Below are 17912 nucleotides of genomic sequence, written 5' to 3'. Positions count from 1 at the left end.
TCGATCACGAAAGACGGCTAGCGAAATTGCGCCAAAAACCGCAGGTCGTTATCGAAGAACAGGCGCAAGTCATTGACGCCATAACGCAGCATGGCCAGGCGCTCGACGCCCATGCCGAAGGCGAAACCGGAATATTTCTCTGGATCAATACCGCTCATGCGCAGCACGTTCGGGTGCACCATGCCGCAGCCCATCACTTCCAGCCAGCCGGTCTGCTTGCATACGCGGCAGCCCTTGCCCGAGCACATCACGCACTGCATGTCGACTTCGGCCGACGGCTCGGTGAACGGGAAGAAGGAAGGACGGAAACGCACGCCCAGCGGCTTTTCGAAGAACACACGGAGGAACTCCTCGATGGTGCCCTTCAGGTCGGCGAAGCTGATGCCCTCATCGACCAACAGGCCTTCGACCTGGTGGAACATTGGCGAGTGGGTGATATCGGAATCGCAGCGATAGACGCGGCCGGGGCAGACAATGCGGATCGGCGGCTGCTGCGATTCCATGGTGCGCACCTGCACCGGCGAGGTGTGAGTACGCAGCAACATGTTCGCGTTGAAATAGAAGGTGTCGTGCATCGCCCGCGCCGGGTGGTGGCCAGGGATGTTGAGCGCCTCGAAGTTGTGGTAGTCGTCCTCGACTTCCGGCCCTTCGGCGACACTGAAACCGATATGAGTGAAGAACTGTTCGACCCGCTCGAGCGTGCGGGTGACCGGGTGCAGACCGCCAGAGGTCTGGCCGCGGCCTGGCAGAGTCACGTCGATACGCTCGGACGCCAGCTTTTCGGCGAGCAGAGCCTGCTCAAGCACGGACTTGCGGGCATTCAGGGCGTCTTGCACCTGGTTCTTGGCAGTATTGATCAGGGCACCGGCCTTCGGCCGCTCTTCGGCCGACAGCTTGCCCAGAGTCTGCATCAGGGCGGTCAGCTCGCCTTTCTTGCCAAGGTATTGGACCCGGAGCTGTTCCAGGGCGTTGACATCTTCGCTTTGTTGCACGGCCTCGAGCGCTTGTGAGACCAATGCATCCAGATTTTCCATTTACAGACTCCAGATACGAAATAGGGGAAGAGCTGTTAAGGCTCTTCCCCTATCTTTGACGTTGCCACCGGGCGAACCCGGTGATTGTCGGGGGACTTAAGCCAGAACGGCCTTAGCTTTCTCGACAATCGCAGCAAACGCCGCTTTTTCGTTCACTGCCAGATCAGCCAGAACCTTACGGTCGATTTCGATCGACGCTTTTTTCAGGCCTGCGATCAGACGGCTGTAGGACAGACCGTTGACGCGAGCACCAGCGTTGATACGAGCGATCCACAGTGCACGGAACTGACGCTTGCGCTGACGACGGTCACGGTAGGCGTATTGGCCTGCCTTGATCACCGCCTGCTTGGCGACGCGGAACACGCGCGAACGCGCACCGTAATAGCCCTTGGCGAGCTTCAGGATTTTTTTGTGACGAGCACGAGCGATAACGCCACGCTTAACACGAGCCATGAGTAATTACCTCTAAGTATCTTGACCGATTAACGAACGCGCAGCATGCGCTCGACTTTTGCAACGTCCGACGGACCGATCAGCGAGCTGCCACGCAGCTGGCGCTTACGCTTGGTGGACATCTTGGTCAGGATGTGGCTCTTGAAAGCGTGCTTGTGCTTATAACCCGAAGCAGTCTTCAGGAAGCGCTTTGCAGCACCGCTCTTGGTTTTCATTTTTGGCATGTTTAGTACTCCGCATTCATTAACAACTGATAACCATCAGGCCTGCCAGTGCCCGGGAGGTTATTTACGCTTCTTGGGAGCGATGACCATCATCAGCTGGCGTCCTTCCAGCTTAGGATGCTGTTCTACGGTGCCAAGCTCGATCAGGTCCTGTTCGACCCGCTTGAGCAGCTCCATACCCAGCTCCTGGTGGGCCATCTCACGGCCGCGGAATCGAAGCGATACCTTGGCCTTGTCCCCATCTTCAAGGAAACGTATCAGGTTGCGTAGTTTTACCTGATAATCCCCTTCTTCCGTCCCTGGACGAAACTTGATCTCTTTGATCTGTTGCTGGTGCTGGTTCTTCTTCGCCGCAGCAGCCTGCTTTTTCTTTTCGAACAGGTGCTTGCCGTAGTCCATGATGCGGCAAACCGGTGGCACCGCGTCTGCGGAAATTTCCACCAGATCCAGCTTGGCTTCCTCGGCAGCGTTCAACGCTTCGTCGATGGAAACCACACCAATCTGCTGGCCGTCCGCGCCAATCAGACGAACTTCACGCGCAGTGATGTTCTCGTTGATCGGCGCCTTGGGGGCGGCCCGCTTGTCCTGTCTCATATCACGCTTAATAGTTCTTACTCCAAATCTTGGCGACCACGCCGGGAAACCGCTTGCTGCAACTGCGCGGCGAATTGCTCGAGAGGCATTGACCCAAGGTCGACGCCTTCGCGGGTGCGCACAGCAACGGATCGTGTCTCGACTTCCCGATCTCCGATGACCAAGAGATAGGGAACCTTGAGCAAGGTATGCTCGCGGATTTTAAAGCCGATCTTTTCGTTTCTCAAGTCAACCTTGGCACGAAAACCGCTTTGATTGAGAGTTTTCTCTGCTTCGCGAGCAAAATCGGCCTGTTTATCGGTGATATTCATGATCACCGCCTGGGTCGGAGCCAACCACGCCGGGAAAGATCCGGCGTAATGCTCGATCAACATACCAATGAAGCGTTCGAACGAACCAAGGATCGCACGGTGCAGCATGACGGGGCGCTTGCGGTTGTTGTCTTCGGCGATATAGCTGGCATCCAGGCGCTCGGGCAGGTTCGGATCGTACTGCAGCGTACCGCACTGCCAGTTACGACCCAGGCAGTCGCGCAGAGTGAACTCGATCTTCGGACCATAGAAAGCGCCCTCGCCCGGCTGGTATTCCCACTCAAGGCCGGATTCGTTCAGCGCATCGGCCAGCGCACCCTCGGCACGATCCCACAACTCCTCGGAGCCCACGCGCTTGGCCGGACGAGTCGAGAGCTTCATGGCGATGTCGGTGAAGCCGAAATCCTTGTAGACATCGAGCGTCAGCTTGATGAAGTCGGCCGCCTCCTTCTTCACCTGCTCCTCGGTGCAGAAGATATGCGCATCGTCCTGTACGAAACCACGCACACGCATGATGCCGTGCAGCGCGCCGGACGGCTCATTACGGTGACAGGCACCGAACTCGGCCAGACGCAGCGGCAGGTCACGGTAGGACTTCAGCCCCTGGTTGAACACCTGCACGTGGCACGGGCAGTTCATCGGCTTGACCGCATAGTCGCGGTTTTCCGATGCGGTGGTGAACATGTTCTCGGCATAGTTGGACCAGTGGCCGGAGCGCTCCCAGAGGATGCGATCGACCACTTGTGGCGTCTTGATCTCCTGGTAGCCGTTCTCACGCTGCACCTGGCGCATGTACTGCTCCAGCACCTGATAGACAGTCCAGCCATTGGCGTGCCAGAACACCATACCCGGCGCTTCTTCCTGCAGATGGAACAGGTCCAGCTGCTTACCGATGCGACGATGATCGCGCTTCTCGGCCTCTTCGATGCGCTGGATATAGGCAGCCAGCTGCTTCTTGTCCGCCCAGGCAGTACCGTATACGCGCTGCAGCTGCTCGTTCTTCGAGTCGCCGCGCCAGTAGGCGCCGGATATACGGGTCAGCTTGAAAGCCTTGAGGAAACGGGTATTGGGCACGTGCGGACCGCGGCACATGTCGACGTACTCTTCATGGAAGTACAGCCCCATGGCCTTCTCGTCCGGCATGTCGTCAATCAGGCGCAGTTTGTATTCCTCGCCACGCGACTTGAACAGCTCGATCACCTCGGCACGCGGCGTCATCTTCTTGATGACGTCGTAGTCCTTGTCGATCAGCTCGGCCATGCGCTTCTCGATGGCCGCCATGTCTTCCGGCGTGAAGGGACGGTCGATGGCGATGTCGTAATAGAAGCCCTCATCGATGACCGGACCGATCACCATCTTGGCGTTCGGGTACAGCTGCTTGACCGCATGCCCAACCAGGTGAGCACAAGAGTGGCGGATGATTTCCAGCCCCTCTTCATCCTTCGGCGTAATGATCTGCAGGGTGGCGTCGGCATCGATAATGTCGCAGGCATCGACCTGCTTGCCATTCACCTTGCCTGCCAGGGTGGCCTTGGCCAGACCCGCACCAATGGATTGAGCAACCTCCAGCACGGATACCGGATGGTCGAACGAACGCTGACTGCCGTCGGGAAGAGTAATGATGGGCATGGCGCCTCCTCTCCTAGTGGTGACCCCTACCAAAGGTCACGTGGGTTGGGATGAGCCAGGAAGCGATTCGGCGGTATGTCTGCCCAACGATGGCAGGAGCCCGAAGACCAACCAGACCGAACCAGAGTCACTGGAAGTAAAGAGCGGGGATACTTTCAGAAAGCCTGAGCCCTGACAAGCCGCCGCTTGAAAACAAACCACTTATCACCCAATAAATTCGGGCAATAAAAAAGGGGTCGCCTGGCGACCCCTTTTTATCGATTTGGTAGGCACAATTGGACTCGAACCAACGACCCCCACCATGTCAAGGTGGTGCTCTAACCAACTGAGCTATGTGCCTTCGATGGGTGCGCATTCTACGCAGATCTTTTTGGCCGTCAACAGATTTTTTCGCTAACTCACTGAAATAATCCAATTTTTTATTCGAAGCAGAAACGTTGAATATTTTGCACGGGCACTAGCCGGGCATTTTCAACTCAGGTAGCATCGATTCATTCGTAAAAAATAAAGAACAGAGGTTCAAGATGGCGCACACGGCATATCCACAATCCTATTACGCCGCTTCTGCCAACAACGCCCCGCAACGCCCCGCCCTGCAGGGCGAGGTGGAGACCGATGTGTGCATCATCGGCGCTGGCTATACAGGCCTGTCCACTGCGCTGTTTCTGCTGGAAAACGGCTTCAAGGTCAGCATCGTCGAAGCGGCCAAGGTCGGCTTCGGCGCTTCCGGTCGCAACGGCGGACAGATCGTCAACAGCTACAGCCGCGACATCGACGTGATCGAACGCACGGTCGGCCCCAAGCAGGCGCAACTGCTCGGGCAGATGGCCTTCGAGGGCGGGCGCATCATTCGTGAGCGCATCGCCAAGTACGACATTCAGTGCGATCTGAAGGACGGCGGCGTGTTCGCCGCGCTCACCGGTAAGCAAATGGGCCACCTGGAGTCGCAGAAGAAGCTGTGGGAGCGCTACGGCCACACCCAGCTGGAGCTGATGGACGCCAAACGCATCCGCGAAGTGGTTGCCACCGACAACTACGTCGGCGGCATGCTGGACATGAGCGGTGGTCATATCCATCCGCTGAATCTGGCTCTGGGCGAGGCTGCTGCCGTGGAGTCGTTGGGCGGCGTGATCTATGAACAATCCCCGGCCATACGCATCGACCGAGGCGCCAACCCGGTGGTGCACACGCCCGAAGGCCGCATCAAGGCCAAGTTCGTGGTGGTCGCCGGCAATGCCTATCTCGGTAATCTGGTGCCGGAGCTGGCGTCCAAGTCGATGCCTTGCGGCACCCAGGTGATAACCACCGAGCCATTGTCCGATGAAGTCGCTGCCAGCCTGCTGCCGCAGGATTACTGCGTCGAGGACTGCAACTACCTGCTCGACTACTACCGCCTTACCGGCGACAAACGCCTGATCTACGGTGGTGGCGTGGTCTATGGTGCGCGCGACCCGGCCAATATCGAAGCGATCATTCGCCCCAAGATGCTCAAGACCTTCCCGCAGTTGAAGGACGTGAAGATCGATTTCGCCTGGACCGGCAACTTCCTGCTGACCCTGTCGCGCCTGCCGCAGGTCGGCCGTATCGGCGACAACATCTACTACTCGCAAGGCTGTAGCGGTCACGGCGTCACCTACACGCATCTGGCCGGCAAGGTGCTGGCCGAAACCCTGCGTGGTCAGGCCGAACGCTTCGATGCCTTCGCCGGTCTGCCGCACTACCCCTTCCCGGGCGGCCGCCTGTTCCAGGTGCCGTTCAGCGCCATCGGCGCCTGGTACTACACGCTGCGTGACAGGCTGGGTGTGTAAGCGACGCTCGAAAAAAACGGCGCCCTGGGGCGTCGTTTTCATTTGCTTTCATGGACAGGCCGGCAAGGCCTGACACTGCCCACCTGAACCACTGGCTTTCGGCGGTGCAGCGAAGCGTGCATCCTCCGGCGCCAGGCGCTGAGCACAGGCCTGAGCCTGCTGCGCCTCACGTGCACAGCCCTGCTCGCCCATCAGCTGAGACAGGTTGAACCAGCCCGCGGCGAAACCTGGCTCGCGCTTCAGACTCTCTCGCAGCGCCTGCTCGGCGCCCTTGCGATCATCATCGGCATAACGGCTATTGCTCAGGGCGAACCAGGGCAAGGCCTGTTCCGGCCAGGCCTCGGTAGCGCGACGATAGGCCCGCCGTGCAGGCTGGGCATTGCCGGTTTGCTCGAGATCGTTGGCGGCCTTCATCCAGACGTGCATGTCGGCCTGTGCCGGCAGGCGCTCCGGCGGCAGGGTCAACACCGCCCAACGACCGCCCCGCGCCCAGGTTCGGTTGAAACTGGCGAAGCTGTCTTCGAGCCGGCGCGTGGTGCCGGAACGCAGGATCAGCGTGCGCTCACGGCGGTCGTAGCCGACCACCACGGCGAAATGCCACTGCGGATAGAAGTCGAACGCCAGGTTCTGCAGCACCAGCACCGGATTGCCGGCCGCGACCTCTGCCAGTACTGCGTCCAGCCGCGGTTGCAGCGGGTACACCAGCATTTCGTGACTGCGCGCCGCGGCGACCATCTCGACCTGCAGACTGCCTTCACGGCTGGGGAGATAGACCTTGTCCTTGAGCACACCCGGCGTGGTCATCAGACCGCGCTGGTTGAGCATGGTGGCAAGAGCCGCCGGCCCGCATTGGAATGCAGCCTGAGGGAAAAAGGGAACGTCGGTGAGCTCCACCCGTTCAGGCAGACGCTCGGTCTCCGGTGATAACACCGGAGACCGAGCGCAGGCTGTAAGTAGAACGATCGAAGCGATACAGCAGAGACGAATCAGCGATTTATGCATTTGACGAAATTGAAGATGTTGGTGGCGCACAGCATATCAGTGATGATGAAGATCACCAGAAACAACACGATGATGCCCACCACACCGGCACCGGCAGGCGCCTGATCGAGCTGCTGGTTGAACTGCGCCAGTTCGGCCGGGGTCAGGCTGGCGATACGCGACTCGACCTGCTCGCGATCAACGCCCATGGCGACCAGCTTGTCCTTGACCTGTTCGTCATCGAGCATGGCCATCAACTGTTCCTGATCGACCTTGTGCTGCTGCTCGGCGATCACCTCATGGGTGCCGATCATCGCGGCGTTGGCAGCGGGAATCTGCACCACCAGCAGCAGATGGAACAGCGCGGTAATGGCGGCCAGACGGCGCATAACGGGGTTCATGGCAATTGTCATTGTGGTTATCTCCTGAGGGACGAGGTAGCCAATAGACACCATCGAAATCACTCAGGTTCACTTGGCCAAATGCACTCGTTCAGGTTTCAGTCAGCAGCTGGCTGAGTACCGCACGCAACTTGCCCGGCTTGACCGGCTTGTTCAGCAGGGGCGCGCCCAATGCCTGCAACTCGCGACGACAGGCATCGCTGCGGTCGGCGCTGATGATCAGTGCCGGAATTGACCTGGCAAACTCATCACGTAGCTGCTGAATCACCTGGCGCCCGAGCACGCCGTGATCGAGGTGATAATCCGCCAGGATCACCTCGGGCGCCCTGCCCTGCAGACGCTGCAAGGCCTGGTTAAGATCGACCGCCGTGACCACTTCGCAGCCCCACTGCCCGAGCAACGCCTGCATGCTGTGCAGGATGTCCACTTCGTTGTCGAGCACCAGCAGGCGCCGCCCCGGCAGAGGATTGCCAAGCACCGGCTGCGCAACGGAGTGTACCTGCCGCAGCGGCAGCTTCTCGGCCAGGGGTACACGAATGCTGAACACCGAACCGCGTCCCGGCTGCGAACGCACCTCTATCGGGTAACCAAGCATGCGCGCGATACGCTCGACGATGGCCAGCCCCAGGCCGACGCCCTTGCGCTCGGCGGCGCGGCCGACTTCCAGCTGGTTGAACTCGAGGAAGATCTTGTCCAGCTGATCGGCGGCAATACCGCGCCCGCTGTCCCATACCTGCAGCTCGACGAAGGCCCCTCGGCGCCGCGCGCCAAGCAGCACACCACCGCGGTCGGTGTAGCGGCAGGCGTTACTGAGGAAGTTACGCAGGATACGTGTGAGCAGGCGAAAGTCGGTGCGTACCGCACAGTCGGCGATGTGCACACGCAGACGCAGGCCACTGGAACTGGCGACGCTGTCGAACTCCGATGCCAGCGGCGCCAGCAGCTCTTCGAGGCGATAGACATCGACGTCCGGCTTGATCGCAGCCTGGTCCAGCTTGGAGATATCCAGCAGATCAGCGAGCAGATCCTCGGCACCTTCCAGCGCCAGATGGCTGCGCTCCACCAGATTGTGCTCGGCGCTCGGCAATTCGCGTTCACGCAAGGTAGAAATCAGCAAGCGCGCGGCATTGAGCGGCTGCAGCAGGTCGTGACTGGCCGCGGCCAGGTACTTGTCCTTGCTGCGGTTGGCTGCCTCGGCGGCGTCGCGCGCCTCGCGCAGGGCCAGTTCGATGCGCTCGCGCTCCTCGATCTGCCGCTGCAAGTTGCGGTTGGACTCGAGCAGCTCGAAGGTGCGAGCGGCGACGCGGCGCTCCAGTTCGTCATTGAGCTGCTGCAGGCGTTTCTGCGCCTGCTTGCGCTCGGTGATGTCGGCGACGAAGCCCTCGAAGACGCCATCGCCCTCAGGCTTGAGCAGCAAATTCATCAGCACGTCGATGGTGCTGCCATCGCGCCGGCGCAGGCGCGTTTCGTAACCGAGCAGAGCCTGCCCCTGGCTCAGGCGCTCACGAATCAGCGTCAGCTCATCGAAGCCGCCAACGAACAGGTGCCGGGCCAGGTCGTCCGGTGCCCAGAGCACCTGCTGCGGATCGTCATAGCCAAGCATGCGCGCCATCGCCGGATTGGCCGCCAGCACGCCGTCCTGCAGGCTGGCCTGGATGATGCCGTGTACTGCGTGCTCGAACAGCCACTTGTAGCGGTTGCGCTCGGTTTCCAGCTCTTCCAGGCGCGCCAGCAGCTCGGGATAGTGACTCTTGCGCGCCGACTGGCTACCGAGACCGAGCAGCCCGGCCAGCGCTTCGTCAGAGCGCCTCGCCATAGACCACCTCGACGTCACGCTGGGTCGACTCGCGCGGGTTGGTGAGGATGCACGGGTCGTCCATGGCATGACTGGACAAGAACGGAATGTCCGAAGTGCCGACGCCATGCAGCGCCAGGGTTTCGCGGAAGCCCACGGCGTGCTTGAAGGCGATCAGATGCTCGACCAGACGCTGGCGAATCTGTGCGTGATTCAGACCGCGGCAGTCGATGCCGAGGGTTTCGGCGATGACCTTGAAACGCTCCGGCGCCGCGCTGTAGTTGAAGGCCACCACGTGCTCGATCAATACCGCATTGCACAGGCCGTGTGGCAGATCGAGGAAGCCGCCGAGGCTGTGGCTCATGGCATGCACCGCGCCGAGGATCGCGTTGGAGAAGGCCAGACCGGCCTGCATGCTGCCGAGCATGATCTTCTCGCGCAGAGCGATGTCGCCCGGGTTGGCGATCATCTGCACCAGGTTGCCGTTGATCAGGCGCATGGCTTCCAGGGCGTGCGGGTCGGTCAGCGGGCCGTGGCCGGTGGAGACGAACGCCTCGATGGCATGCACCATCGCGTCGATACCGGTGCAGGCCGACAGGAACGGATCCATGCTCAGGGTGGTTTCCGGGTCGATCAGCGACACGTCCGGTACCACCGCCTTGCTGACGATGGAGAACTTCATCCGCTCCTGCTGATTGGAGATGATCACGAACTGCGAGACATCGGCCGAAGTGCCGGCAGTGGTCGGAATCAGGATCAGCGGCGGGCTGGGCACGCGAATGGTGTCCACACCTTCGAATTCGAGAATGCTGCGACCATGGGCAACGACGATGCCGATGCCCTTGGCGCAGTCCATCGGGCTGCCGCCACCGACCGCGACGATGACGTTGCAGCCTTCGCTGCGATACAGCTCGGCGCCTTCCATCACCTCTTCCACACGCGGGTTGGGTGAGACCTTGGTGTACAGGCAGTAGGCGATGCCCTGAGCCTGGAGACTGGCTTCGACGTCACCGGCCCAACCAGCAGCGACCACACCGGGATCGGAGACGATCAGCACCTTGCGCGCACCGAAGGTCTTGGCGTAATTGCCGACGTTATGCCGGGAGCCGGCGCCGAAGATGATCTCGGGGGAAACGAACTTTCGCAGCTGATTCAATTCGTGGCTCATACAACGGCCTGAAATTTCTTGTTATGGAATGGCGCTCAGCCTACTGCATTGCCGGTTTTATGCAATGCGACCTCCGTTCAGATCAGCCGCCGATAGAAGGCGTGTTCGGCGCGCAAGGCCTCGGCCAGATTGGCCGCCTGACGGAAACCATGGCGTTCTTCGGCGAACAGGTGATATTCCACCGGTAAATCTCGGCTGCGCAGCGCCTCGACCATGGTTTCGGTCTGGCTTGGCACCACCACGGCGTCCAGCGCGCCCTGGAAGAAAATCACCGGCGCCCTGATCCTGTCGGCCTGCAACAGCGGCGTACGACTTCGATACCGCTCGGCATCCTGCTGTGGGTCGCCGATCAGCCAGTCCAGATAATCCGCCTCGAACTTGTGGGTGACCCGGCGTAGCGCCAGCGGGTCGCTGACGCCATAGAGACTGGCGCCGCCACGCAGCTGCGGCAGTTCGGCCAGCGCGCGCAACGCGCTGAAACCGCCAGCGCTGCCGCCGCGCACGAAGACTCGCTGCGGGTCGATACGGCCATCGCCGGCCAATGCTTCGATGGCTGCACGAATGTCCTCGACCTCGAGCTCGCCCCACCCGCCCGCCAGACGCAAGCGATAGGCGCGACCATAACCGCTGCTGCCGCGGTAGTTGAGGTCGAGCACGGCGAAGCCGCGAAGCGTCCAGAACGCGATGCGCGGATCGAACACCGGGTAGCAGGCTGAAGTGGGGCCTCCATGGAGGAAGACCACCAGCGGCGGACGCGCGGACTCACCAATCGGGGCGAAGAAAAAACCGTGGCAGCGCTCGCCCTCGCCCGCCGCACAGGTCAACGGCTGCGGCCGTGATAACGGTTCTTCAGCCAGCGGCTGATCGCCACCGGCCAGCAGCCGCACTGCCCCATCGCTGCGGCCGATGGCGAGTACCGCCGGCAGGCGATCCGGCGCAGCGGCGATGCAGTAGAAGTGGCTGGCATCGGCGGTCAGAGAGCGGAAGCGAGTAAAATTTTCGGCCAGCTGCCGCTCTGGGTAAGGCTCCGCCGCGCCCACCAGAAGAATGCCGACGCCCTGCTCGAAACGCGTCAGCAGACACTCATCATTCTCTAGCGGCAGATAGGTGCGGCCGCCCAGCTGCCAGGGCGCCGGGGCGTGATCGCAGGGAGCGCCCTGAGGTTGCGCTTGCCCATCGACACACCAGGGTTGCCACCAGCCGGCTTCGTCGCTCAGTACCCAGAGCCGGCCCTGCGCATCGAAACGCGGCTGCTGCAGGGCCTGATCGCCACCTTGCCCGGCCAGTATGCGGGTGCGTTCGCCGGACTCGCGCTGGCACAGGCGCGTGGCGACCCAGGGCTGGTAGGGGCGATCCCATTCGATCCAGGCCAGACGCTGGCCAGTGGAGTCAGCCACCGGCGCGGCATAGAAGTCCGCACCCTCGATCAGCACCTGGCGATGACCGCTGAGACCGATACGCACCAGGCGATGCACGACCGCGCCCGCCTCGTGGCTTTCCTCCACCGCCAGCAGCGCCTGCCAGGCGGGTACGAAGGACAAATCGCCGTAGCGGCAATTGACGCGATTCGTGAGCGCCTGTGGCTCAATATTCGTAGGAGCGGCTGGGCGGCATTCCGCTTCAGCCGCGATTTCTCTTGAATCAGCAAGATTCGCGGCTGAAGCCGCTCCTCCGGGAGAGGGTGTGATCAACAGATGGTAGATCTGCTGATCACGCTCATTGACGAAAGCTGCGCCCCGCTCCGTGGCGCAGCAGGCGCCGCCGCCGTACTCATACACACGGCTGCGCACGGAGAACCCCGGCGGCGTCAGCTCGCGCACCACGCCATCGCGACAGAAGAACAGTCCGCACCGCGCCAGCCCGGGATCGAATGCTACCCACAACACGCCGCCATGGGCAGCGTGCAGCTCGGCAAAATCGGCGCTGGCGGCCGCGGCCTGTTCGGCGCTCCAGATCGAGTCCGGGTCGCTCACGCCTTGCATATGATCCGCGAGGCCTTGTCGTTGCGGTACTGCAGGGCATCCAGCCCCAGCGGCGCCTCGTCGGCCTGGCGGCGTGCGGCGAGAATCACCTCATGGTGCGCCGACTTGCTGCACACCGGGTCGGCGTTGCTGGCGTCGCCGGTGAGCATGAAGGCCTGGCAACGGCAGCCGCCGAAATCCTTGTGCTTCTCATCGCAGCTGCGGCAGGGCTCGGGCATCCAGTCGTCGCCACGGAAGCGGTTGAAGCCGAAGGAATGCCGCCAGATATGTTCGACGCTGTGCTCGCGCACATTGGGAAACTGCACCGGCAGCTGCCGTGCGCTGTGGCAGGGCAGCGCGGTGCCGTCCGGGGTGATGTCGAGAAACAGATTGCCCCAACCGTTCATGCAGGCCTTGGGGCGCTCCTCGTAGTAATCCGGGGTGACGAAGATCAGCTTGCACGGGTGATTCTCGGCCGCCAGTTTGTCGCGCCACTGGTTGGTGATCCGCTCGGCGCGCTCCAGCTGCGCACGGGTTGGCAGCAATCCAGCGCGGTTGAGCTCGGCCCAGCCGTAGAACTGGCAGGTGGCGAGTTCGACGAAGTCCGCCTCCAGCTCCAGGCACAGCTCGATGATGCGCTCGATATTGTCGATGTTGTGCCGGTGGGTGACGAAGTTCAGCACCATCGGGTAGCCGTGGGCCTTGACCGCGCGGGCCATGGCCAGCTTCTGCGCGAAGGCCTTCTGCGAGCCGGCCAGCAGGTTGTTCACCTCCTCGTCGGCGGCCTGAAAGCTGATCTGGATATGGTCCAGCCCGGCATCGGCAAACTCGGCGATACGTGCTTCGGTCAGGCCAATACCGGAGGTGATCAGGTTGGTGTAGTAGCCCAGGCCGCGCGCCGCCGCGATCAGCTCGGCCAGATCCTGACGCACCAGCGGTTCGCCGCCGGAAAAGCCCAGCTGCGCCGCGCCGAGCTCACGGGCCTGGCGAAACACCTCGATCCACTCGGCAGTGCTGAGTTCGGCGCCCTGCTTGGCGAAGTCCAGGGGATTGGAGCAGTACGGGCACTGCAGCGGGCAACGATAAGTCAGCTCGGCCAGGAGCCAAAGCGGAGGCCCCGGTTCATGACCTGCTTTAGCGAAGCTCGATCCAGAACTGTGCATGGGCCACCTCGATAAAGGCCAGGATGTCTTCGTCGATGCCGGGCACATCGGGGAAGCGCTGGTGCAGGTTGTCGATGATCTCGGCCACCGAACGCTTGCCATCGACCTGCTGGAGAATCTCACCGGCACTGTCGTTGAGCTTGATCATGCCTTCCGGATAGAGCAGCACATGGCAGCCCTGCGCCGGTTCGAACTGCAGGCGAAAGCCCCGGCGAATCATCGGCACGTGATGCGAAGTCAGGGTGGTCATGTCGGGCGTTCCAGTCAATCCGCTCACAGGTCGATTCCCCGATGCCAGACACGCTCGGCCGTCACCGTGTGATACGGCGGACGCTCCAGCTCGTAGGCCATGCTCATGGCGTCGAGCATGCTCCACAGCACATCCAGCTTGAACTGCAGGATGTTCAGCATGCGTTCCTGCGCCTCACGGGTGCGGTAGTGCTCCAGGGTGATGCGCAGGCCATGCTCGACGTCGCGCCGCGCCTGGCTCAGACGACTGCGGAAGTAGTCGTAACCGGCAGCATCGATCCACGGGTAGTGCTGCGGCCAGGCGTCCAGGCGCGACTGGTGGATGGTCGGCGCGAACAGCTCGGTCAGCGAGCTGCTGGCAGCTTCCTGCCAGCTGGCGCGGCGGGCGAAGTTGACGTAGGCGTCGACGGCGAAGCGCACGCCGGGCAGCACCAGCTCCTGCGACAGCACCTGCTCGCGGTCAAGGCCGACGGACTCGGCCAGGCGCAGCCAGGCCTCGATACCGCCCTCCTCACCCGACGTAGCGACGCCCGGCACTCCGTCGTGGTCGAGGATGCGCTGGACCCACTCGCGCCGCGTTTCGCGATCCGGACAGTTGGCGAGGATCGCCGCATCCTTGAGCGGAATATTGACCTGATAGTAGAAACGGTTGGCCACCCAGCCCTGTATCTGCTCGCGGGTGGCGCGCCCTTCGTACATGGCGCGATGAAACGGATGATGGATGTGGTACAGCGCGCCCTTGGCGCGCAGCGCCTGCTCGAACTCGGCAGGTGTCATGGCAGCTTGGCTCATCAGAACTCCCCGGTGCGCACAGCCTACAAAACGATGCTCATGCCATCGAACGCGACCTCGATGCCGTGGGCGTCCAGCTCGGCACGCTCGGGCGAATCCAGGTCGAGAATCGGGTTGGTGTTGTTGATATGGATAAGGATCTTGCGTGCGGTCGGCAGGCCGTCGAGCAACTCGATCATCCCGCCGGGACCGCTCTGGCAGAGGTGGCCCATCTCGCTGCCGAGCTTGTCGCCCACCTCGCATACGCGCATCTCGTCGTCGCGCCACAGCGTGCCGTCCACCAGCAGGCAGTCGGCGCGGCGCATCCAGCCCAGCAGTTGCTCGTCCACCAGGCCCAGGCCGGGGGCGTAGAACAAGGTCCCGCCCGTGCGCAAGTCCTCAATGAACAGGCCGATGTTGTCGCCCGGATGCGGATTGCCGCGATGCGGCGAATACGGCGGCGCGCTGCTGCGCAGGGCAATGGCGGTGATGCTCAGCCCTGGGCAGGCGGGGATGGTGAACGGCTTGGCATCCAGCTCGATCAGCCGGTGCTGCAGGCCGCCGTTCCAGTGGCTGAGCATGTTGAACAGGGGAAAGCCGGTGGTCAGGTCCTGATGGACCATCTCGGTGCACCAGACCTGATGCGGGCAGCCTTCGCGCAGGGTCAACAGGCCCGTGCAATGGTCGATCTGGCTGTCGAGCAGGACGATGCCGGCGATCGCCGTGTCGCGCAGCTTGCGCGCAGGCTGCAGCGCCGGAAAGGCTTCGATCTGCGCGCGAATGTCCGGCGAGGCGTTGCACAGAATCCACTGCTCGCCTTCGTCGGAGATGGCGATGGACGACTGGGTGCGCGGCTGCGCCCGCAAGGTGCCGGCGCGCACGCCGCGGCAGTTGCGGCAGTTGCAGTTCCACTGGGGGAAACCGCCGCCGGCGGCGGAACCGAGAATCTGGATTTGCATGGCGGATTACCAGGGGGATGCCCCGGGCGTGCCGGGGCCAGGAGCGATCAGCGGTTGGCGAAGTACATGGTCACTTCGAAGCCAATACGCAGGTCGGTGTAGGCGGGTTTAGTCCACATGGTGCGGTCCTCTTTTTATGGCGCCGGGGCATTCCGGCACCCTCATTAAGCCCCCGCCAGGCAAGAGGCCAAATGGTACTTTGGGATGAATCGGCACTGGCATTGGTAGGTGACGCTATCAGTAGGCACGACTCGTACCCGAAGGTTCCTGTAATCGCCGGGCCTGAAACATGCATCAATAGAAAACGCCTGGCTGAAGGGCGGTAGGCGGGAAATCAGCGTATTCGCTCGATCACGGTGGGCCTGGTGCCAGTCTCCATCGCGGGTAAATCCGCTCCTACCAGCCACGCGCGCCTTTTCTGTAGGAGCGGATTTATCCGCGATTACGCTCAAGCAAAGGCAGAGCCAAACCTCATCGCCAATAAAAAACGCGACCGAAGCCGCGTCGCGATAAGGGTCTGCTGCCGTACAGGCTGATGGCCGCCTGCAGATCCACCCGGGTAGGGTTCTTCGCCGTGCAAAGGCGGCGCGCCGGAGCGAGCGCGCCGCTATGTGGATGCATCGGAACTCAGAGTCTGCTCACGATCTCGCGAGCTAGAGACCTACAAGGCAGAACAGGCGAGAAAGCGGAGTGTACTTTTGTCCGCATGACTCGCTTCGCTCGCCCCTCCGGGGCCGCACTGAAGTGCGTTGGCCGCAAGCGGCCTGCCGAGCCTGTTTCTAACGCAGTAGGGCCGACGCGCAGCAGATCGTGGGCTGGCTCTCAGAAGAAGCCCAGCGGATTGATGTCGTAGCTCACCAGCAGGTTCTTGGTCTGCTGGTAGTGGTCGAGCATCATCTTGTGGGTTTCACGGCCGACACCGGACTTCTTGTAACCACCGAAGGCGGCATGCGCCGGGTACAGGTGGTAGCAGTTGGTCCATACGCGGCCGGCCTTGATTGCGCGGCCCATGCGGTAGGCGACGTTCATGTCGCGGCTCCACACGCCGGCACCCAGGCCGAACTCGGTGTCGTTGGCAATGGCCAGGGCCTCGGCCTCGTCCTTGAAGGTGGTCACACCGATCACCGGGCCGAAGATCTCTTCCTGGAACACGCGCATCTGGTTGGTGCCCTTGAGCAGGGTCGGCTGGATGTAGTAACCGCTGGCCAGGTCACCGTCTAGACGCTCGGCGGCGCCACCGGTGAGCACCTGAGCACCTTCCTGCTGGGCGATCTCGAGGTAGCTGAGGATCTTGTCGAACTGCTGCTGCGAGGCCTGGGCGCCGACCATGGTCTCGGTGTCCAGCGGGTTGCCGCGCTTGATCTGCTTGACCTTCTTCATCACCTCGGCCATGAAGGCGTCGTAGATCGACTCCTGCACCAGTGCGCGCGACGGGCAGGTGCACACCTCGCCCTGGTTGAAGAAGCCCAGCACCAGACCTTCGGCAGCCTTCTCGATGAAGGCCGGCTCGGCGTTCATGATGTCGGCGAAGAAGATGTTTGGCGACTTGCCGCCCAGCTCGACGGTGGACGGGATGATGTTCTCGGCGGCGCACTTGAGGATGTGCGAGCCGACCGGGGTGGAGCCGGTGAAGGCGATCTTGGCGATGCGCTTGCTGGTGGCCAGCGCTTCACCGGCCTCACGGCCGAAGCCCTGGACGATGTTGAGCACGCCCGGCGGCAGCAGGTCGCCGATGATTTCCACCAGCAGAGTGATCGACAGCGGGGTCTGCTCGGCGGGCTTGAGCACGATGCAGTTGCCGGCGGCCAGAGCCGGGGCGAGTTTCCAGGCGGCCATCAGCAGCGGGAAGTTCCACGGAATGATCTGCCCGACCACCCCCAGCGGCTCGTGGAAGTGATAGGCCACGGTGCCGTCGTTGATCTCGGCGGTGCTGCCTTCCTGCGCGCGGATGCAGCCGGCGAAGTAGCGGAAATGGTCGGCGGCCAGCGGCACGTCGGCGTTGAGGGTCTCGCGCACGGCCTTGCCGTTGTCCCAGGTTTCGGCCACAGCCAGCAGCTCGAGGTTGGCTTCGATGCGATCGGCGATCTTCAGCAGGATGTGCGAGCGCTCCTGCACGCTGGTGCGGCCCCAGGCATCGGCGGCGGCATGCGCGGCATCCAGCGCCTTGTCGATATCGGCAGCGTTGGAACGGGGGAATTCGGCGATCACCGAAGCGTCGACCGGGCTGGTGTTGCTGAAGTACTGGCCACTGAGCGGAGCGACGAATTCGCCATTGATGTAGTTGCCATAGCGCGGCTTGAGGGTGACGACGGCGCCTGGAGTACCCGGTTTCGCGTAAATCATGATGCTGACCTCTCTTGTTGTCGGAGCCCGCTGCCAATCGGGGAAGCGAGTCATGGTTCGATCTTAGG

General features: G+C 62.3%; 17 protein-coding genes and 1 tRNA gene. 1 reads left to right on the top strand and 17 read right to left on the bottom strand.

The genetic code is table 11. The features are described from left to right. Positions 1 to 17: 17 nt before the first annotated feature. The 6 genes from pheS to DXK50_RS22865 all read right to left on the bottom strand — a co-directional run bounded on the left by pheS (position 18) and on the right by DXK50_RS22865 (position 4585). On the bottom strand, positions 18 to 1034 hold the full coding sequence (gene pheS, locus DXK50_RS22890; RefSeq protein ID WP_212631841.1) for a phenylalanine--tRNA ligase subunit alpha: 1017 nt from the start codon (positions 1032 to 1034) through the stop codon (positions 18 to 20). Positions 1035 to 1130: 96 nt separating this feature from the next. Then, positions 1131 to 1487 (bottom strand): 50S ribosomal protein L20, encoded by a 357-nt coding sequence (gene rplT / locus DXK50_RS22885; RefSeq protein ID WP_003243409.1) that lies wholly within the window; start codon positions 1485 to 1487, stop codon positions 1131 to 1133. Positions 1488 to 1516: 29 nt separating this feature from the next. Continuing rightward, entirely contained in the window at positions 1517 to 1711 is a 195-nt protein-coding gene (gene rpmI, locus DXK50_RS22880) for a 50S ribosomal protein L35 (protein ID WP_003243407.1), read from the bottom strand. A 60-nt stretch (positions 1712 to 1771) separates the two neighbouring features. Then, entirely contained in the window at positions 1772 to 2305 is a 534-nt protein-coding gene (gene infC / locus DXK50_RS22875) for a translation initiation factor IF-3 (protein WP_161867750.1), read from the bottom strand. Between the two features lie 17 nt (positions 2306 to 2322). Further along, entirely contained in the window at positions 2323 to 4245 is a 1923-nt protein-coding gene (gene thrS / locus DXK50_RS22870) for a threonine--tRNA ligase (RefSeq protein ID WP_161867751.1), read from the bottom strand. A gap of 263 nt (positions 4246 to 4508) precedes the next feature. Then, positions 4509 to 4585, bottom strand: a tRNA-Val gene (locus DXK50_RS22865). Between the two features lie 184 nt (positions 4586 to 4769). On the opposite strand from DXK50_RS22865, the gene DXK50_RS22860 reads away from it, so the two are divergent. Continuing rightward, the gene (locus DXK50_RS22860; protein ID WP_212631840.1) at positions 4770 to 6053 is read left to right on the top strand and encodes an NAD(P)/FAD-dependent oxidoreductase; all 1284 of its coding nucleotides are present in this window, start codon (positions 4770 to 4772) and stop codon (positions 6051 to 6053) included. 48 nt (positions 6054 to 6101) lie between these two features. Here the strand turns inward: DXK50_RS22860 and DXK50_RS22855 are convergent, their stop codons facing one another. From DXK50_RS22855 to exaC, 11 genes are all read right to left on the bottom strand, one after another. Beyond that, positions 6102 to 7055 carry a PA2778 family cysteine peptidase gene (locus DXK50_RS22855; RefSeq protein ID WP_249186979.1) on the bottom strand — a complete coding sequence of 318 codons (954 nt, stop codon included), beginning with the start codon at positions 7053 to 7055 and terminating at the stop codon, positions 6102 to 6104. Further along, positions 7040 to 7447: a PA2779 family protein gene (locus DXK50_RS22850; protein WP_161867754.1), complete on the bottom strand. Its 408-nt coding sequence runs from the start codon at positions 7445 to 7447 to the stop codon at positions 7040 to 7042. The genes DXK50_RS22855 and DXK50_RS22850 overlap by 16 nt, the downstream gene beginning before the upstream one ends. 79 nt (positions 7448 to 7526) lie before the next feature. Further along, positions 7527 to 9251 carry a hybrid sensor histidine kinase/response regulator gene (locus tag DXK50_RS22845; protein WP_212631838.1) on the bottom strand — a complete coding sequence of 575 codons (1725 nt, stop codon included), beginning with the start codon at positions 9249 to 9251 and terminating at the stop codon, positions 7527 to 7529. Further along, positions 9235 to 10398 (bottom strand): alcohol dehydrogenase-like regulatory protein ErcA, encoded by a 1164-nt coding sequence (gene ercA / locus DXK50_RS22840; protein WP_161867756.1) that lies wholly within the window; start codon positions 10396 to 10398, stop codon positions 9235 to 9237. The genes DXK50_RS22845 and ercA overlap by 17 nt, the downstream gene beginning before the upstream one ends. A 77-nt stretch (positions 10399 to 10475) precedes the next feature. Beyond that, positions 10476 to 12380 carry a S9 family peptidase gene (locus tag DXK50_RS22835; RefSeq protein ID WP_212631837.1) on the bottom strand — a complete coding sequence of 635 codons (1905 nt, stop codon included), beginning with the start codon at positions 12378 to 12380 and terminating at the stop codon, positions 10476 to 10478. Further along, positions 12368 to 13522 carry a pyrroloquinoline quinone biosynthesis protein PqqE gene (gene pqqE / locus DXK50_RS22830; RefSeq protein ID WP_096826274.1) on the bottom strand — a complete coding sequence of 385 codons (1155 nt, stop codon included), beginning with the start codon at positions 13520 to 13522 and terminating at the stop codon, positions 12368 to 12370. The genes DXK50_RS22835 and pqqE overlap by 13 nt, the downstream gene beginning before the upstream one ends. After that, entirely contained in the window at positions 13494 to 13772 is a 279-nt protein-coding gene (gene pqqD, locus DXK50_RS22825) for a pyrroloquinoline quinone biosynthesis peptide chaperone PqqD (RefSeq protein ID WP_024308567.1), read from the bottom strand. The genes pqqE and pqqD overlap by 29 nt, the downstream gene beginning before the upstream one ends. Before the next feature lie 23 nt (positions 13773 to 13795). After that, positions 13796 to 14563, bottom strand: a complete 768-nt coding sequence (gene pqqC, locus DXK50_RS22820; protein WP_212631836.1) for a pyrroloquinoline-quinone synthase PqqC — start codon at positions 14561 to 14563, stop codon at positions 13796 to 13798. Between the two features lie 23 nt (positions 14564 to 14586). Further along, positions 14587 to 15501, bottom strand: a complete 915-nt coding sequence (gene pqqB, locus DXK50_RS22815) for a pyrroloquinoline quinone biosynthesis protein PqqB (protein WP_212631835.1) — start codon at positions 15499 to 15501, stop codon at positions 14587 to 14589. A 47-nt stretch (positions 15502 to 15548) separates the two neighbouring features. Then, on the bottom strand, positions 15549 to 15620 hold the full coding sequence (gene pqqA, locus DXK50_RS22810) for a pyrroloquinoline quinone precursor peptide PqqA (RefSeq protein WP_003243383.1): 72 nt from the start codon (positions 15618 to 15620) through the stop codon (positions 15549 to 15551). A 703-nt stretch (positions 15621 to 16323) separates the two neighbouring features. Next, positions 16324 to 17844, bottom strand: coding sequence for an acetaldehyde dehydrogenase ExaC (gene exaC, locus DXK50_RS22805; RefSeq protein WP_212631834.1), 1521 nt, complete (start codon positions 17842 to 17844; stop codon positions 16324 to 16326). Positions 17845 to 17912: the final 68 nt, after the last annotated feature.

The organism is Pseudomonas sp. KB-10 (assembly GCF_018221585.1).
Classification (GTDB): domain Bacteria; phylum Pseudomonadota; class Gammaproteobacteria; order Pseudomonadales; family Pseudomonadaceae; genus Aquipseudomonas; species Aquipseudomonas yangonensis.
This window is presented reverse-complemented; position numbering and strand designations above follow the sequence as displayed.

Excerpts from the sequence above, each read along its gene's own strand:
- ercA (WP_161867756.1), bottom strand. The coding sequence starts at position 10,398 with ATGAGCCACGAATTGAATCAGCTGCGAAAGTTCGTTTCCCCCGAGATC.
- DXK50_RS22835 (WP_212631837.1), bottom strand. The coding sequence starts at position 12,380 with ATGCAAGGCGTGAGCGACCCGGACTCGATCTGGAGCGCCGAACAGGCC.
- DXK50_RS22845 (WP_212631838.1), bottom strand. The coding sequence starts at position 9,251 with ATGGCGAGGCGCTCTGACGAAGCGCTGGCCGGGCTGCTCGGTCTCGGT.
- thrS (WP_161867751.1), bottom strand. The coding sequence starts at position 4,245 with ATGCCCATCATTACTCTTCCCGACGGCAGTCAGCGTTCGTTCGACCAT.
- pheS (WP_212631841.1), bottom strand. The coding sequence starts at position 1,034 with ATGGAAAATCTGGATGCATTGGTCTCACAAGCGCTCGAGGCCGTGCAA.
- rplT (WP_003243409.1), bottom strand. The coding sequence starts at position 1,487 with ATGGCTCGTGTTAAGCGTGGCGTTATCGCTCGTGCTCGTCACAAAAAA.
- exaC (WP_212631834.1), bottom strand. The coding sequence starts at position 17,844 with ATGATTTACGCGAAACCGGGTACTCCAGGCGCCGTCGTCACCCTCAAG.
- infC (WP_161867750.1), bottom strand. The coding sequence starts at position 2,305 with ATGAGACAGGACAAGCGGGCCGCCCCCAAGGCGCCGATCAACGAGAAC.
- pqqC (WP_212631836.1), bottom strand. The coding sequence starts at position 14,563 with ATGAGCCAAGCTGCCATGACACCTGCCGAGTTCGAGCAGGCGCTGCGC.
- rpmI (WP_003243407.1), bottom strand. The coding sequence starts at position 1,711 with ATGCCAAAAATGAAAACCAAGAGCGGTGCTGCAAAGCGCTTCCTGAAG.
- DXK50_RS22850 (WP_161867754.1), bottom strand. The coding sequence starts at position 7,447 with ATGACAATTGCCATGAACCCCGTTATGCGCCGTCTGGCCGCCATTACC.
- pqqD (WP_024308567.1), bottom strand. The coding sequence starts at position 13,772 with ATGACCACCCTGACTTCGCATCACGTGCCGATGATTCGCCGGGGCTTT.
- pqqB (WP_212631835.1), bottom strand. The coding sequence starts at position 15,501 with ATGCAAATCCAGATTCTCGGTTCCGCCGCCGGCGGCGGTTTCCCCCAG.
- DXK50_RS22860 (WP_212631840.1), top strand. The coding sequence starts at position 4,770 with ATGGCGCACACGGCATATCCACAATCCTATTACGCCGCTTCTGCCAAC.
- DXK50_RS22855 (WP_249186979.1), bottom strand. The coding sequence starts at position 7,055 with ATGCATAAATCGCTGATTCGTCTCTGCTGTATCGCTTCGATCGTTCTA.
- pqqE (WP_096826274.1), bottom strand. The coding sequence starts at position 13,522 with ATGCACAGTTCTGGATCGAGCTTCGCTAAAGCAGGTCATGAACCGGGG.